The 16,720-nt window shown below is 60.7% G+C and carries 14 protein-coding genes; 10 read left to right on the forward strand and 4 right to left on the reverse strand.

The genetic code is table 11. From position 1 onward, the window contains the following. Positions 1–226: 226 nt before the first annotated feature. Positions 227–1,366: an acyl-CoA dehydrogenase family protein gene (locus F6X42_RS39220; RefSeq protein ID WP_187639216.1), complete on the reverse strand. Its 1,140-nt coding sequence runs from the start codon at positions 1,364–1,366 to the stop codon at positions 227–229. Between the two features lie 47 nt (positions 1,367–1,413). Further along, the gene (locus F6X42_RS39225) at positions 1,414–2,562 is read right to left on the reverse strand and encodes an acyl-CoA dehydrogenase family protein (RefSeq protein WP_312893005.1); all 1,149 of its coding nucleotides are present in this window, start codon (positions 2,560–2,562) and stop codon (positions 1,414–1,416) included. Positions 2,563–2,714: 152 nt separating this feature from the next. Here F6X42_RS39225 and F6X42_RS39230 point away from each other — a divergent pair, with 152 nt between their 5' ends. From F6X42_RS39230 to F6X42_RS39265, 8 genes are all read left to right on the forward strand, one after another. Then, positions 2,715–3,515, forward strand: coding sequence for an IclR family transcriptional regulator (locus F6X42_RS39230; RefSeq protein WP_187639218.1), 801 nt, complete (start codon positions 2,715–2,717; stop codon positions 3,513–3,515). Between the two features lie 172 nt (positions 3,516–3,687). After that, positions 3,688–4,467: an enoyl-CoA hydratase/isomerase family protein gene (locus tag F6X42_RS39235; protein WP_187639219.1), complete on the forward strand. Its 780-nt coding sequence runs from the start codon at positions 3,688–3,690 to the stop codon at positions 4,465–4,467. Between the two features lie 2 nt (positions 4,468–4,469). Continuing rightward, positions 4,470–6,605 (forward strand): acetate--CoA ligase family protein, encoded by a 2,136-nt coding sequence (locus F6X42_RS39240; RefSeq protein WP_187639220.1) that lies wholly within the window; start codon positions 4,470–4,472, stop codon positions 6,603–6,605. A 178-nt stretch (positions 6,606–6,783) separates the two neighbouring features. Continuing rightward, on the forward strand, positions 6,784–8,223 hold the full coding sequence (locus tag F6X42_RS39245; protein WP_187639221.1) for an NAD-dependent succinate-semialdehyde dehydrogenase: 1,440 nt from the start codon (positions 6,784–6,786) through the stop codon (positions 8,221–8,223). 11 nt (positions 8,224–8,234) lie between these two features. After that, positions 8,235–9,092 (forward strand): oxidoreductase, encoded by an 858-nt coding sequence (locus F6X42_RS39250; protein WP_187639222.1) that lies wholly within the window; start codon positions 8,235–8,237, stop codon positions 9,090–9,092. A gap of 82 nt (positions 9,093–9,174) precedes the next feature. Continuing rightward, positions 9,175–10,521, forward strand: a complete 1,347-nt coding sequence (locus tag F6X42_RS39255) for a hypothetical protein (RefSeq protein ID WP_187639223.1) — start codon at positions 9,175–9,177, stop codon at positions 10,519–10,521. Between the two features lie 3 nt (positions 10,522–10,524). After that, positions 10,525–11,895, forward strand: coding sequence for an acyl-CoA reductase (locus tag F6X42_RS39260; RefSeq protein ID WP_187639224.1), 1,371 nt, complete (start codon positions 10,525–10,527; stop codon positions 11,893–11,895). Positions 11,896–12,046: 151 nt separating this feature from the next. Then, positions 12,047–12,865 carry an enoyl-CoA hydratase-related protein gene (locus F6X42_RS39265; protein ID WP_222945891.1) on the forward strand — a complete coding sequence of 273 codons (819 nt, stop codon included), beginning with the start codon at positions 12,047–12,049 and terminating at the stop codon, positions 12,863–12,865. A gap of 87 nt (positions 12,866–12,952) precedes the next feature. Here F6X42_RS39265 and F6X42_RS46165 read toward each other — a convergent pair whose 3' ends face one another. Beyond that, on the reverse strand, positions 12,953–13,603 hold the full coding sequence (locus F6X42_RS46165) for a transposase (protein ID WP_376776511.1): 651 nt from the start codon (positions 13,601–13,603) through the stop codon (positions 12,953–12,955). Then, positions 13,542–13,811 carry a hypothetical protein gene (locus F6X42_RS44845; protein ID WP_246530484.1) on the reverse strand — a complete coding sequence of 90 codons (270 nt, stop codon included), beginning with the start codon at positions 13,809–13,811 and terminating at the stop codon, positions 13,542–13,544. Before F6X42_RS44845 ends, F6X42_RS46165 begins: the two co-directional genes overlap by 62 nt. A gap of 459 nt (positions 13,812–14,270) precedes the next feature. Here F6X42_RS44845 and F6X42_RS39280 point away from each other — a divergent pair, with 459 nt between their 5' ends. Both F6X42_RS39280 and F6X42_RS39285 read left to right on the forward strand, forming a co-directional pair. After that, positions 14,271–15,377 carry an aminoglycoside phosphotransferase family protein gene (locus F6X42_RS39280; protein ID WP_187639225.1) on the forward strand — a complete coding sequence of 369 codons (1,107 nt, stop codon included), beginning with the start codon at positions 14,271–14,273 and terminating at the stop codon, positions 15,375–15,377. Positions 15,378–15,406: 29 nt separating this feature from the next. After that, a complete protein-coding gene (locus F6X42_RS39285; protein ID WP_246530485.1) occupies positions 15,407–16,495 on the forward strand; it encodes a phosphotransferase in 1,089 nt (362 codons plus the stop codon). Positions 16,496–16,720 lie beyond the last annotated feature (225 nt).

The raw sequence follows: 16,720 nt of genomic DNA on the forward strand, positions 1-16,720 counted from the left end.
GCAGGGGCAGGAAGTCAAAGTCAGTTTGTAGGTCAGTCATAAGTTGCGTCCGCAATGTGTAAGCTGCGGACGCAATCTTGTTCCCTCTCACCCGCAGGTTCCAGATGAGCCGAAATTACCGCTTACGAATGAACCGCCGATCGACCCAACTCGGAAAATGGCGACTTTCTTGAACATGGGGATTTCAAGTGATGGGTTGGTCATTCCATCGGCCGTATGTTTGTCCTCAGGCAGCCTGCAGAGATTTGCCGATAATACTGCGTAGGATTTCACGCGTGCCGCCATAGATCGAGAACGATGGCGAGGCTAACATCACGTAGCGGAAGACCTGCTGGAACTGCTCGTCCTCAATGTCCTCCAGCGCGAAAACATCGCGCGCCATGTCAGGGATTGACTGTTCGAACACCGAGCCCAGGTCCTTGACGATGGAGGCCACGGCGCCCACGTCGCGCTTCTCTTGCAGGGCATGCGCGACTGCGAAGGACATGCGGCGCAACGTGGCCAGGTGGGCCGAGAGCTTGCCGATTGCAACCGCTGCATGGTCGCTGGGCGCAGATCCAGCGATGCGTACCAGCTCGCGCAACAGCACCTGGGCAGTGAGGAAGCGTTCAGGGCCGCTGCGTTCGAAGGAAAGCTCGCTCATCACCTGCTTCCACCCATTGCCCTCGCTGCCCACCAAGGCCTCGTCGGGCAGGAAGCAGTCGGTGAAGACCACCTCGTTGAAGTGCAGCTCGCCGGCCATGTTTATGATGGGGCGTACCGAGATGCCGGGTAGCGAAAGGTCAACCAGAAACTGGCTCATGCCGGCGTGGCGGTTTTCCTCCACTGGTCGAGTGCGACACAGCATAATCATGTAGTGCTTCTGGTGTGCGCCTGAGGTCCAGATCTTGGTGCCGTTAACGATCCAGCCTCCTTCGGTTCGAACCGCGCGGGTGCGAATATTAGCCAGGTCGGAGCCCGCATCGGGCTCGCTCATGCCGATGCAGAAGAAGATCTCTCCGCGGGCCACGCGCGGCAGGATGACCCGGCGCTGCGCCTCGGTGCCATAACGCAGCAGGAGCTGCCCGCTCTGCCGATCGCCGGTCCAGTGCGCGTTCACGGGTGCGCCGGCGGCGACCATCTCCTCGAGCATGACATAACGCTCTAGCATGCTGCGCTCCTGGCCCCCATATTCTTTCGGCCAAGTCATGCCCACCCAGCCGCGCGCCGCAACCTTGCGGCTGAAATCAGCGTCGAAGGCGTGCCAGGAGCGAGCGCGTTCGTGCACGGGGATCTTGCTCAGATTCTGGTCGAGGAAGGCGCGTACCTCGCTGCGCAGCGTATCAAGGGCCGCCGAACGCGTCGGCAAATCAAAAGCAAAACTCATAATTCTGTCCTGGTGTGTTGTTGGGGCATGCCATGGATCAGGAAAAATTACAGTTGCGCCACCTGCGTGACGAAGGGCCAGAGCGCATCAGCGCCCTGCGCCGCGATACGCTGGCCGATTAATTTCGCCCAGTAGCGCTCGTGGCCGCATTCGTCGCGCCAAGCCCACAAACGCCGTGTATATAGATGCAACTGGTGCTCATAGGTAAACCCCATTGCGCCGTGCACCTGGTGCGCCAGGCGAGCAGCCAGGTCGACGGCGTCGCCGGCGCGGATTTTGGCCAGGGCCACCGCATTTGTCAGGTCGGCATCCGGTTGCGAGAGGGCGTCCAGCGCCATGTCGGCGGCGACAATGGCAGCGGCAGACTGGCCGGCGACGATGGCCAGATTCTGCTGCACCGCCGGCAGTTTGTTGAGCGGCTTGCCGAACTGGATGCGTTCGGAGGCGTAACGCACGGCGAGATCGCGCACGCGCTCCAGTGCACCGGCGAGCTGCTGGCCACGCAGCAGGGCACCTAACACAACGGCGGGCGAGGCGTGGTCGATACGCGGCGCGCTGGCGGGCCAGGGACGCACTGCAGCGTCGTCCAGGCGCAAGGCTTGGAAGGTGAGCTCGCCGCGCGGTTCTCCCGCGAGGTTGCGTCGCGTGCGCATGTGAGCATGATCCAGAGGAAGACACAGCACCTGGAGGCCCTCATCGCTGGGAAGCAGCAGCATCAGGGCGCGCGTCTGTTCTGCCCAGGGCAGGTTGCGCAGCGTGCCGTCGAGCTGCCAAAAACCTTGATCAGCGCTCGGCCGGCTCAGGCACAGCGCGGCGCTGGGGGGTGAGCCTGTCGCGAAGGCAAGCGGGCCTTCCGGCACCTCGAAACCCGCCACGTGCAGACACCAGGCAGCCAGAATCGTCTCGCCTAGCGGCGCCGGCACGGCATGGCGTGCGGCCACGCGCACCAACCGCATTGCATCGGCGAGGTCAAACTCGGAGCCGCCAGCCGCGGCTGGCAGCACCGCCCGAGTGAAGCCGAGATCTTCCAGGCTCTGCCAAAGGGCAGCCGGCCATTCACCCTGCTCTGCACGGGTAATCACTTCCTGGGTGCAGAGGTCGGCAAAGGCGCGTTCGGCGGCGTCGAGCAGCATACCGCGCTCTTCAGTGTGGCTGTCATAGGGATGCGAGGCCATGAGGGCAGGTTGTCGTGTCATGAGGACAGGTCGTATAAGTGTGCGGATTTAATCGGAGCTTTCAAACGCGAATCAGGATTCGTTCGGGGCAATTTTAGCAATCCTCGTTGTTCATATGTACGAACGCGATTCCAAATGAGGTACGCTATCAGAGTCTAACTATGAGTTCCAATATGTCAACACCAACACCTTCCGACACGGGGCATCGCACGGCCGGCCGCGTACTCGATATCCTCGAAGTCGTTGCCGCCTCGGGGCGCGGCCTGGCCTTGCATGAACTTAGTGCCTTGCTGAAAGCACCTAAAAGCAGTCTGCTGCCATTGCTGCGCACCCTGCACCAGCGCGGCTATCTGACCCACGATGACAGTGGGGTGTACCACCTGGGTGTGCAGTTACTGAGCCTGCGCAATCAAGCGCGGGGCGAGCTCGATCTGCGTGAAGTGTCGCGCAGCGAACTGCAAGGTCTCTCCCGAGAGACAGGCGAAGCAACACTGCTTGCCACACTGTCCGACGACCATACGGCTATCCTTTACATCGACAAGATGGAGAGCGTGCACCGCATCCGCTTCGCCGCCGGGATTGGGGAGCGCCGTCCCTTGCACTCCACTTCAAGCGGCAGAGTGCTGCTGGCCTTCATGCCCGACTCCGAACGTGATGCGGTGATCAAGGCCATCAAGCTGGAACGCTACACCGAAGAAACCCTTATCACCGAGTTAGCGCTGCGCGCCGAATTGGAGCGGGTGCGGGCCCAGGGGTATTGCATCAACATTGACCAGGCGACCGTGGGCCGCTGCGCTATCGCAGCCCCGGTGTTCGATTGCGACGGCCAGGCCGTGGCGGCCATCGTGCTCGGCGCGCCCAAGGAGCGGGCCCTGCAGCACCTCGACCAGTGGGTGGCAGAAGTGTGTCGTGCGGCCGGCACCGTGTCGGGCCGCCTCGGCCACCGGCCAGAGGCTGATCCCGTCAGATATTAAGCAGCAGCCTCCCGGTCACCATTCCTAACACTCAGCAATGCGGAGCCGCTCGACCGGTTTATCGGTCGGGGCGGAGGATTTGACGCATCGCGTGTTGACCACATTAATATCGCGTATTTATAATTACGAACATCGTTCCGATATAGGAACTTCGCTTCCAGTTACTGAATCCATGGATACACGAGCCCCCACTCTGCTGTATGAGGTCGATGCCGACGGTGTCGCGCTGCTTACGCTCAACCGCCCTGACAAGCGCAATGCCTTCGACACCGCAATGATTGAAGCCTGGCATCAGCGTCTGCTCGAGTTTGCCACTGACGAACGGGCTCGCGTACTGGTGCTCACAGGAGCAGGGAAGGCATTCTGTGCCGGCGGCGACAACAGTGCGATGGAGCAACGCGCGAGCCAGAACGGATGGCAGCGCAAGGAATACCTGATGCAGGTGGTCCACCAGATCCATCATGCGATGCTGCGCATCGACAAGCCGGTGATCGCCGCGATCAATGGCAGCGCACGGGGTGCCGGACTGGACATGGCACTCATGTGTGACCTGCGCCTGATGGCCGCCTCGGCTACCGTAGGCGAAACCTATATCGACATCGGCCTGGTGGCCGGTAATGGTGGCGCGTGGTTGCTGCCACGTATCGTCGGTGTGCAGCGCGCGCTGGAACTGTTGTGGACCGGTCGGTTGATCGAAGCCCAGGAAGCGCAGGCCATCGGCCTGGTGCTGCGTTCGCTGCCAGACGAGCAACTATTGCCGGAAGCGATGGATCTGGCACGGCGCCTGGCAGCACGTCCCGGCAACGCAGTACGCATGTTCAAGCGTAGCGTCTACCAGGGACTGGAGCTCAGTCTTGGCGCGCACTTGGACATGGTCTCCTCTCACATGTCTGTGTTGCGCGACTCGGACGAATATCGCCAACTGATGACCCTAACCCAAAAGAAAGCCTGAACATGGGCACTCACCCGGTTTCCTCGCTGACTCCGCTGCTGGCGCCACGCGCCATCGCCATCCTCGGTGCCTCCGAGGACTTCCGCAAGCTCAACGGCATTCCGCTGAAGGCCTTGCTGGACAAGGGCTACCGCGGCGCGATCTATCCAGTCAACCCCAAGTACACCGAAATAGCTGGCCTGCGCTGCTACCCCACAGTAGAAGATATCCCCGGCGAGGTCGACCTCGCGATCGTCACGGTTGCGCATAACCGCGTGATCGAGAACATTCGCGCGCTGGGTCGCAAAGGCGTGCGCGCGGCAGTGGTATTCAGTTCCGGCTTCGCTGAGGTGGGCGAGGAAGGCGCAATGCGCCAGCGTGAACTGCAGCAAGCCGCGCGCGAGGCCGGGGTGCGCTTACTGGGGCCGAATTGCTTGGGGCTGGTCAACACTTTCGACAACGTAATGGCCTCCTTCGCCCAGTTCGCGCTCGGTCCTACCCCGGGCGGCCCAATCGCCTTGGTCACGCAGTCCGGAGCGCTTGGCACAGCAACCGTGGGGGTAGGCAAGGCACGGGGCCTGCATGTGGGCTACCTCGTGACCACAGGCAACGAGTCCGATGTGGGTTTCGTCGAAATAATGAGAGAGGTCATCGCCGATCCGCGTATCAGCGTGGGCGCCGGCTTCATCGAGGGCGTGCGCGACGGCACTGGCTTGGTGGCCCTGGGTCAGCAATCGTTGGACTTGAGCAAACCCTTGGTGCTGACCAAGCTTGGCCGTACCGATGCTGGCGCCAAGGCTGTGGCATCACACACCGGCTCGCTGGCCGGTGCAGAAAACGTGTTCGATGGTGTGGCGCGCCAGTTTGGCATCGTGCGTGCGCGCAGCGACGAGCAATTGCTGGATTACACCAATGCGTTTGCCTACGCCTGTTCGGATGGCGCGTTGCCGCAGGGGCCGCGCGTCGGCATTCTCACCCGTTCCGGCGGCGCCGGCGCGCTGATGGCAGACCATGCCTTCGAGCAAGGCCTGCGCATTCCCGACTTGAGCGCAGAAACCGCCGCAGCGCTCAAGGGCATCCTGCCAGAGTTCGGTTCGGTGGCGAACCCGGTGGACGTCACCGCCGTGGGCATGTTCAACCCGGGCGTGATCTGCGATGCCTTCGAGCGGGTGCTCAACGATCCCAATGTCGACGTGGGCATCGCGTGGATGGGTTCGACTCGCGAAGTGGACTTCATGGTGCAAGCCTTCGCCGATCTGCGTGCCCGCGCCAAGAAGCCTTTCGTGCTGGCTTGGAGCGGAGCCTCCGAGGCCGCGGTGCAGGGCCTCGCGGCAGCGCAGGTAGCAGTCTTTCGCGGCCCCGAGCCGGCGGTCGCTGCCGTCGCTGCCCTCGTGCGCTACGCCGGGATGCGCCGCCATTGGGACACCGACAGAGCCCAACGCCGCATCGCAGCGGGTCAGGTCGAAGTCGTGCGCGCCGGTTTGTCGCTGCCCACCGCCGCCGGCGCAGTGGACACCGTGATCGCCGCTGGACTGCTGGCGGCCCAGGGCATCGAGATCGCCCCTCTGGCTTTGGCGACTAACGCTGACGAGGCGGTCGACGCGGCTGAGCGGCTGGGCTACCCGGTCGTGCTAAAGATCGAGTCGCAGCAGATCCTGCACAAGACAGAGGCTCAGGGCGTGGTGCTGTCGCTGCGCGACGCGGCCTCGGTGCGCGAAGCTTTCGAGCATGTGGTCGCCAACGCGCGCCGCTACGACGCCGAAGCCCGGATTGATGGTGTCGTGGTGCAGAAGATGATCGGCCACAGCGATGCGGTGGAGATGGTGGTCGGCCTCAATCAGGATCCGGTTTTTGGCCCGGTGGTGATGGTCGGTATGGGCGGGATCTTCATCGAAGTGCTAAAGGACGTTTCACTGCGGCGGGCGCCCGTCACAGAGGCGGAAGCCGGCCGCATGATCGAGGATCTGCGCGCCCGCGTAGTGCTTAACGGTGTCCGAGGCAAGGCACCGGTGGATCGCGCAGCACTGTGCCGCTTCATCGCGGCTGTCTCCCGCTTCGGTGCGGCGGCCGGACCCCGCCTGGGCGAATTGGATCTCAACCCTGTGCTTGTCACGCCCGAGGGTGTGACGGCGTTGGACGTTTTGCTCACGCTGCGCTGAGCCGTTTCAGCCCCGCTTTGGTCGTGCCGGGCGAAGCGAAGCCGGAAGGGCGGGGCGCAAGATCCAGTTTCATCTGGATCGCCAACTGTGTAAGTCGAAGAAACCGGGAAACGACAGATCGTATGAACACTTATAACTTCGCGTGATCGGTCTGAACCGATTCCCTTCAGGAGACCCCATGACATTGGCCTACCCTGCACCACGTTTATACATTGACGGCGAGTGGACGCTTGCCAGCGACGGCCGCACCCGGCCTGTAATTAACCCAGCGGACGACAGCGTGCTGGGCGCCTTGCCGATAGCTAGCGACGCTGACATCGACCGGGCGCTTGCCTCGGCCCAAAACGGCTTCGAGGCGTGGCGTGGGGTGCCGCCTATCAAGCGCGCCGAGATCATCAACCGGGCAGCACAGTTGCTGCGCGAGCGCTGCGACGAAATCACGTGCATCGCTTGCCTGGAGGAGGGGCAGCCCTTCGAGGAGGGCAAGAGTTATGTGATGCGCGCGGCTGAAATTCTGGAATGGGATGCTGCCGAGGGGCGCCGTGTCTACGGTCGCATCGTACCTTCCGAGCCCGGCCTGCGCCTGATGGTCACACGTGAGCCCATCGGCGTGGTCGCCGCGTTCACTCCCTGGAACGCACCAGTGTTCACACCCTGCCGCAAGATCGGCAGTGTGCTCGCCGCGGGCTGCTCGCTCATCTTGAAGGCGGCCGAGGAGACGCCGGCCAGCACCGCCGCGGTGGTACGGTGTTTCGTCGATGCTGGCGTGCCGCCGGGCGTTGTCACGCTGTTGTACGGCGATCCGGCGCAGATCTCCACGCGCCTGATCGCCTCGCCCGTCGTGCGCCTTGTGACGCTGACCGGCTCGATCCACGTGGGCAAGCACCTTGCCCAGCTTGCTGCGGCGGAGATGAAGCCTAGCGTGATGGAACTGGGCGGCCATGCGCCAGTGATCGTCTGCGAGGACGCGAACGTTGAGGATGCTGCACGCAAGCTGGCCTTCGTGAAGTACCGCAACGCCGGCCAGGCCTGTCTGTGCCCAACGCGCTTTTGGGTGGCAGACGCGGTCTATGATCGTTTTCTCGCTACCTTTACTACCGAGGTGAGCAAGCTGAAGGTCGGCAGTTCCTTTGAGCCGGGTGTGACGATGGGCCCGCTGGCAAATGCCAAACGCCTCTCCGCGATGCAGGAACTGGTAGGCGACGCCGTAGCGCAGGGCGCCCGTGTAGTGGCGGGCGGCGAGCGCATTGGTGATCGCGGCTGCTTCTTCCAGCCCACGGTACTGGCCGACGTGCCCGACGCCGCCCGTATCCTGCGTGAGGAGCCTTTCGGTCCGCTGGCAGTTATTAATCGCTACACCGATCTGGAAGACGTCATTGGCCGCGCCAATGCGCTGCCCTATGGCTTGGCTGGCTATGTGTTCACGCGTTCGGCCAACACTGCGGAGATGCTGTCGCGCCGCCTTGAGTGCGGCACCGTGGGCATCAACCATCTCACTGTCTCAACCTCCGGTATTCCCTTCGGGGGTATTAAGGACAGCGGCTACGGTCGCGAGGGTGGCGCTGAGGGCGTTGAGAGCTACACCGTCGTCAAAACACTCTCGCATCTGTTCATCTGAAGGAATCCACCATGAATGACAGGAAAACCTGGTTCATCACTGGCTGCGACAAGGGTATGGGCTACGCCTTCGCCGAAGTGATTCTCGCCGATGGCGACCGCGTGGTCGTCACCGCCCGCGACGTGGCCAACATCAAGCCCCTGCTGGACCAATACCCGCAGACCGCCTTTGGGTACACCCTGGACATCACTAATGCCGCCCGTATCCGCGAAGTCGTGGCCGATGCCGAGCGCGCCACCGGTGGCGTGGACGTCGTGGTCAACAACGCCGGCTACGGCGTCCTCGGCCCGGCAGAGACAACCACGCCCGAAGAGTACCGCCCCATGTTCGAGGTGAACTTCTTCGGCATGGCTGAGGTCACCCGTGCCTTCCTGCCCTACATGCGCCAGCGTACGCGCGGCCACATCATGAATACCTCCTCCAGCGGCGGCTTCGCCGCCTCGCCGGGCTTTGGCTTCTACGCCGCTAGCAAGTTTGCGGTGGAAGGTTTTTCCGAATCGGTTTCCCTCGACGTGGCGGCGCTCGGCATCAAGGTCACTATTCTCGAACCTGGCTCGTTCCGCACCGATTTCGCCGGCGGCTCCCTGGTCAAGCCAAAGGCGGAAATCGGCGACTACGCCAAGACCGCCGTCAGCTCCACGCTTGACCGCATGACCGCCCGCCATGGAACCCAGCCCAACGATCCGCGCCGCCTCGCCAAAGTGCTGATCAAGCTCGCCCGCATGGAGAACCCGCCACTGCGCATGCCACTGGGCCAGGATGCCATCGACCGGCTGCGGCAGAAGCTGGACTCGGTGAGCGCTGAATTTGACAAATACGAAGACCTCTGCCTCGCCGTCGCCTTCGACTCCGATTGCAAGCTCGACTGAAGCCCGGCTTCAGCCCGCCTCCATTCCTATTGGGAAATAACGTATGGCGGCGCAAGCTGCCACCATACAACGAGGAGATCCAATGACCACCGCAAGACAACAGCTGCTCGATATGGTCGTCCAGAAGGACGGCTTCGATCAGCCCCACCCAAAAATTTTCCCGCTGCAATTGGAAGCGGCGCAGGAATATTTCTCTATGCGACGGCAGCAGGTATCGGTGCTGGACAAGCGCGCCAAGGAAATGGGAGTCGAGTCTATCAATGGTATCGAAGACATTGCCAAGGTGCTGTTCGCCCACACGAACTATAAGTCCTATCCGCAAGCCTTCATGGAAAAGGGCCAGTGGAAGCACATGACGCGCTGGCTGCAGACCCTCTCCGTAGAATCGCTGTCCAATGTGGAACTGGAAGGCGTGGCCAACGTCGACGAGTGGCTGGACCGCCTTTGGGCTGCCGGCCACTTGGCCAACACGACTAGCGGCACTTCGGGCAAGGTGTCGGTACTCAACCGCACCGCACGCGACCAGGCGTTCTATGAGCGCTGCTACACCCATGCGACGGCATGGCCCACACCGCTGAAGCCTGAACAGACGAGGCACTTCTTCATGATGGGGCCGCGTCGCGGTCCCTATATGTTCATGATTGCCGCTAATACCGCCGCCGAATTGTTCGCTCGCCCCGATTCGTGTCACTTCCTCAGCGACGAACCCATGCGCCTGGTGGACGTTACACGCATGGCTAGTTTGCGCCGCGCCATCGCCGATGGTAGCGCCACCCCCAAAGACATTGCCGGCTTCGAGCAGGCTAACAAACAGCAGGCCGAGCGCAACAAAGCGCGTTTCGACGAAATGGTGGAAATGATCATCGCATTGCGGCATGAACCGCTCTATATTACTGGCCCCTGGTTACAGATATGGCGAGTGATGGAAAGGGCACGGGAAATGGGCGTCAAAGACGGTGAGTTCCATCCCGAGACGGTCATTTCCAGTGGAGGCGGCCTCAAGGGCGTGGAGTTGGTCCCAAACTGGTACGAAGAGCTGTTCAAGTTCTTCGGCAACGTGCGGCGTATGGAGGGATTCGGCATGTCCGAGATGTCCTTCAGCTATCCAAAGTGCGAAGCCGGCAACTATCATCAGGCTCCCTGGGTTATGCCGGTTCTGTTCGACGGCAGCGGCGTGAATCTGGTGGATACCAGCAGCGGAGAAGCCACTGGGCGTTTCAGTTTCCTTGATATGGGCCAGGAAGGTCGCTGGGGCGGCATGATCAGCAGCGATAAGGTAACCATGAACTTCTCCGGCAACTGTCCCTGCGGTCGCCATAGCGCCTACATGAAACCGGAGATCAGCCGCTTCCATAATGTCGGTGAGGAAGACAAGATCGGGTGCGCCGGAACCATCGATTCCTATGTCCGCAGTTCACTGCAGGCCTAAACCATGAAAGTTTCAGTTTCCCACTTCATCAAGGGCGACATCGTCACCGGTAGTGCTATGGAATACGGCCCGGCCCATGCACGCTTCGCCACTCCGAATCTGGATCTCGACACTCTCACCTGGCCGCGCACTGAACCGGGCCCTGCATTTGACGTGCCGCTGGCCGAAATCAAGGACCTGCTGGTCGCCACTGGCGAGCGTCTGACGAAAGATCCAAGCGGCTTGCTCGCCGAAGCTTGCGAACAACTGAAAAGGGTTAGCACACTCGACGCGGGTGTTCTGGAGCGAGCCTACGCCACCCTCGGCTTTGCCTTCACCCGTGGGGGTTTCGACGCCCAAATCGAACAGGAGCTGGGCGGCCCTGAGGTGCTGGACGGCTGGAAGGAAATTGTCTCCGGCACCGGGCAGATCGGCCGCATACGGGCCTTCCCGCCACGTCTGGTGCACATCCTTGCGGGCAATGCCCCCGGCGTGGCTGCTCTCTCGATTGTTCGCGGCGCACTGACCAAAAGCGTAAATCTGCTGAAGCTGCCTTCCAATGATCTTTTTTCCGCCACTGCCATTTTGCGCACAATGGCCGAGGTGGCTCCGAGGCATCCGGTGGTACGCTCCTTCTCGGCAGTCTACTGGCGCGGCGGCGACGAGAGGGTGGAAAGCATGCTGTTCAGGCCTCAGTTTTTTGACAAGCTGGTGGCCTGGGGTGGCGAAAGCGCCCTGAGAAGCGCGAAAAACTACATCGGTCCTGGCTTTGAGCTGGTGGCTTTCGACCCCAAGACATCCATCTCCATGATCGGCCGTGAAGCTTTCATCTCCAGTACGGTTTTGAACGAAGTCGCAGTGGCCGGTGCCACCGATGCCACTCCCTTTAATCAGCAAGCTTGCGTATCCAGCCGCATCCAGTATATCGAAGGCAGCGTGGAGGAAATTGACCGTTACTGCGAACTACTGCAGCAGCAGCTCGGCGTTGAACGTCCGACCTGTTCCGTCGTCGGTCCGGAAGTCCCTTCTGAATTACGTGAGCAGATCGAGGTGCTGGCTGACTTCGAGCCCGACTACCGGGTCTGGGGAAAGTTCGACGGAAAAGGCTTGGTCATTCGTTCCCACGAACCTGTGGACTTCTACCCTGATGGCAAGATCGTCAACGTAGTAGTCGTTCGTTCCCTGAAGGAAGCAATCCGATATGTCAATGTCGCCACCCAAACCGTGGGCGTCTATCCACCTGAACGCAAGGCAGAGGTACGCGACCTGCTCGCTTCCGCCGGCGTGCAGCGCGTAGTCACATTAGGAAAGGCCCTCGGCCCTGGACCGGGCTTCGCCCACGATGGATTCTATCCCTTGCATCGCTTCGTGCGCTGGGTGAATGACGAGGATTGAGCGCCTGTCAGCCGGATGTGCCACGGGCAACGGAGGCTCACTACGGCGAGGAGCGCCTGCCGCAGATGGGCGATGGCGAAGGACGCTTCCTCGCCTTGGAGGGGCGACCAAGGAGACGACCATTTTCGGCGTCTCCAACATCGACTATGCCATGGGCAAAATCTTAAAGAACGAACTCAAGGGAATTCATATGAGCGAACCGGAGGTCATTCGCAAACTCGACGGCCACGTACTGATCCTTACCCTTAACCGTCCGGAACGCCTTAACGCGTGGACCTATGACCTGGGTGATCTCTATTTCGACCTGCTGGACAAGGCCGATGCCGACCCAGAGGTGCGCGCCATCCTGGTCACCGGTGCCGGGCGCGGCTTCTGTTCCGGCATGGATGCGGAAGTGCTGGCTCAGTCTGCGAGCGGCGCCAAACGCATGCCCAGCAAAGGTCGCCGCATGACCCACGCCATGAGCATCAGAAAGCCCATCGTCGGCGCCATCAATGGCGCGTGTGCAGGCTTCGGCCTGATTCAGGCGCTGCACTTCGACGTGCGCTTTGCAGCCCGTAGCGCAGTATTCACTTGCGCGTTCACCCGCCGAGGCCTCAATGCAGAATACGGTTCCTCCTGGCTGCTGCCGCGCCTGATTGGCCACGGCCGCGCGATGGACTTGATCCTCTCCGGACGCAAGTTTGATGCCGCTGAAGCCGAGCGCATTGGGCTGGTGAACCGTATTTGCGACGATGGCGAACTGATGTCCGCCGCCCTTGCCTATGCCCAGGAGTTAGCCACCTGGTGCTCCCCCATCGCCATGGCCGACGCCAAGCTCCAGGTCAACTCCGATTGGGACGTGTCCCTGAACGACGCCGAAGATCGGGCCAAGGCACTTGGCCATCAACCAGGCCATCGGCAGGACTTCGCTGAAGGCGTGAAGAGCTTCGTAGAAAAACGCGCACCAAATTTCATTCCCCTTGGATAGGCACGGCAGCGGGCTTTGTCGCGGTAAGGCTCAAAGAGCGACCGGAATCGACATGCGAAGTACTGCTTATATTGCGAGGTTGTAGAATTAATCCGTGGCGGACGGATGGGTTCCGCGAGCACACTTCATCTGCCCTTTGGCGATCATGTGCATAATCTCAATGCCGGCCAGCAGGATCCGGGCACAGCGGAAGGTCTTGAACCCCAGCATGGGCCGCGTTCGTCGCTTGACCGCGAAAATAGCCGGATTGAACAACGGCTTGCGGCCTCGTCTGGGGTTCTTTCTTTTACGCTCATTCGGGTTGATGTTGGGCACCATGCCGCGATTGAAAATGGCCTTGCGGTTGCGCCGGCAGCCGTACACGCCATCCAGGCTTACGACGCTTCCCCGCAGCTCGAGCCCGACCGCGTGGACGATGCGCGTGAGCCGCGGCAGCGCTTCTCGCAACAGCGGCGATTCATTGCGATTGCCCGGCGCACTGACAAACGGCGCGATCACGTTGCAATTGCGGTCGCACAGGGCGAGGACTTTGCAGCCCTTGACCTTCTTGTGGCCGCTGAAGCCGAGGTTGTCGCCTCCCTTCTTCGCCGCGCTCGTGGTGCCATCACCATGGATGATGCGCGTGTCCAGGCGATCGTCGCAGTGAAGCCTGAACACCGACGCCTCGAAAATGGCATCAAAGCATCCGTCCGATTGCCAGCGCCGGAAGGCGCGATAGATCTGTGTAATGGATCTCATGATGGCCGTGCCGATCCTTCTCGATGGGCAACTCCTTCCACTGGCAGCCGAGATAGAGCGCCTTTAGGATGTAGTTGAAAATCGCATGCGCGCTGAGCTTTCGCGCCGGTCCGCGACGACCCTTGCTCAGATGTGGCCAGACAAAATGCTCAAACTCTTCAACGTTTAATTTCGTTGGAATCCCTTGCCACGACTGGCCTTCGGCCATTTCGACCTTCAAAGCATCGGGATTCTAGCCGATTCGTGTCAGGCTGCTGGAATCCCAAGCCCGGTGGGCCTTTCAACCGATTCCGCCAGCTGCAAAAAACACGCAACCAGTTGGACGCATGCGGCCCATCTCGATCGTCGAGGATGTCAGCACCGGATCGTCAAACATCAACGTACTTTCGCTGCCGAGTTCCGCGGTCCGACGAAGTGGCCTCAAACCGAAGCTCTGACGAGTTATCCACTGGATTTCTGCCAAAAAAGTATCTGCATTCTAATGCAACTATATGCACGTCATTCAAAAAACGCAACGTTTTTCGTCGTGTGGTTTTCCCCATATTGTCAACGATGGACTCGGTGCGCGACGATGCGGCGACATGTCCTTAGACAATGCGGTCTGTTTTCAATGCTGCAGGCGGTCGCGTGCCGGGCTGCTACAGGATAAATACATTCAGGAAACCAAATGGAATGCGAAGGCCATGTCAAGTTGTCGCCGTTACCGGTGGACGTAAGCGAAGTGACTGCGCAATGGCTGACGCGGACACTCCAGACCTACTGCGAAGGTGTCGAGATCACGTCGCTGAAACTGGTGGATGTCATCTACGGAACAGCAACGAAGCTTCGTGTTCACCTCGAATACAATGCGCGTGGAAATGAAGCCGGCTTGCCGCGGTCTCTGATCGTCAAGGGCGGTTTTGTCCCCGAATATCGACATCTGAATGCGTATATCTACGAGTACGAGGCGCGCTTTTTCGAGGAGGTGCAGCCTGAATTGCCGGTGCACGTTCCTCGCGCGTTCTTCTCGGCGACCGACCATTCGAATGGACAATCGATTGTCATTCTGGAAGATCTTGCGGAACGCGACGTGACGTTCTGCCGTGTACAGAACACCTTGTCGTACGCACAGGCTGCCGCAAACCTCGACGCCCAAGCCCGATTGCACGCGCAATACTGGGGTGCGCCCGTTCTCGCTGCAGGCGGTAAGTTTGCCTGGCTGGCGGAACAGGACCCATTGCCGGAGGGGGAGGCCGGCACCTATCACTGGGGGCAACTAAAATCAGATGTATTCGCCCACTACACCAAGTTGCCGCGAGGGGCGGCGATTCCGAAGCAGTTCCATGACCGTGACTGGATGGAGCGAGGGCTGCTGAATCTGCGTTCGTTCGATCGGCTGGGCCCGATGACGTTTTTACACGGCGATGTGCACTTGGGAAATCTGTATTTCGAGCGCGATGGCACGCCGGGTTTTCTCGATTGGCAATCGTATCGGCGCGGACCATGGGCGCACGATTTCACATACTTTCTCGTGTCCGCACTTGATGTTGCCGATCGTCCAGAATGGGAACGCTCGCTGCTTACGCACTACCTCGAGCGACTCGCCGCATATGGGGTTGCGACACCGCCGTCCTTCGACGAAGCATGGGATGCGTATCGACGGCATCTCGTGTACGGGCTCTACTTCTGGTTGGTGAACCCCGTTGAATGGCAGGCCGAGATCAATAACTGCGCGGTCGTACCTCGCTTCGCGATGGCCGCTCTCGACCACGACGTGTTCGAGTTGATGGGCTAGAGACTGAAAATTCTAAAAGGGGGTAAGCCTTGTCCGCGCTAATTGTTGAAAGCGACATGAGACTGCCGGTGACGGTCGATGAGATTTCCGCGAAGTGGCTGACGGCAGCGCTCCGGTTTCGCTATCCCGGTGTCGAGGTCACCAGCTTGAAATGCGAGGACGTCTTGTCGGGAACCTCGACGAAGGTGCGTGTTCTGCTTGAGTACAAGGGTACGGGAGACGACCTCGGTCTGCCTGCGCGGATGATCGTCAAGGGGGGATTTGAAGAGCACAGCCCGTTGATGAAAGACATGTACCATAACGAGATGCGTTTCTATCGCGACGTACTGCCATTCATCGATATGAACACGCCTCGATGCTTCTATGCGGGCACCGATCCTTCTGGCTGGCAATCGATTGTCGTGATGGAGGATCTGCGAGCGAGCGGAGCCACGTTTTGTCACGCGCAGCGATCAGCAGGCTATGACGACGTCGCCGCGCGGCTTGTCGCGATGGCGCGTTATCACGCTCAAACGTGGGACAGTCCTGAATTCGCCGAAAGCGGGCGATACGGTTGGGTCGGGGAGCGTTTCTCGGGGTGGTCGCTCGACTATATGCGTCGCTATCTTGTGCCTGAAGTATGGCGGCACTATGCTGAACTACCGCGTGGAGCGGCGGTCAGTCGGCTTCTTCACGACCGTGATTGGATGGAGGCGGCGCTAACGCACCTTGGCGAGTCGCATCGAGGCAAGCCGGTGTGTCTGATTCACGGTGACACGCACCTGGGTAACCTTTACGTGACAGCAGATGGAAAGCCGGGGTTCTTCGATGCGCAGGTCAGCCGTGCGCCGTGGAGTCTCGAAGTTTCCTACCATATCTGCTCGGCGCTCGATATTGCCGACCGGCGCAAGTGGGAGCGCCCATTGCTTGCGCATTACCTGACCCATCTTGCCGCAAACGGCGTGGAAACGCCTGCGTTCGAAGTGGCGTGGCAGGACTACCGGCGAGACCTGATCTACGGCTACTTCATCTTTGCCATAAACGAGACGCGCTTTCAAACTGAGGCAGTGAACACAGCTTACGCTGCGCGTTTCGGGGCGGCTTTGCTCGACCACGGAACAGTCTCGCCGGCGCAGTGAGGTTCGGCTGACGGGTTCAATATAGATCCGACTGGTGCTCGGGCAATAATGGAACTACTAGTTGCATTATTGAGCAGCGGGACTTAAGCTAAATCCACCGTGACAGTTCAGCAGCTAGGTTGCAGGCCGTATAGGATCGCCAGCAAAGGCACGCCGTAATACGTCGAGCATGCGATGCCCTTGCTTGTGGAGTGTGTCGAGGCAGGAACGAATGACGCAGAAATT

It is taken from the genome of Paraburkholderia podalyriae (genome assembly GCF_014397785.1).
GTDB classification, from domain to species: Bacteria; Pseudomonadota; Gammaproteobacteria; order Burkholderiales; family Burkholderiaceae; genus Paraburkholderia; species Paraburkholderia podalyriae.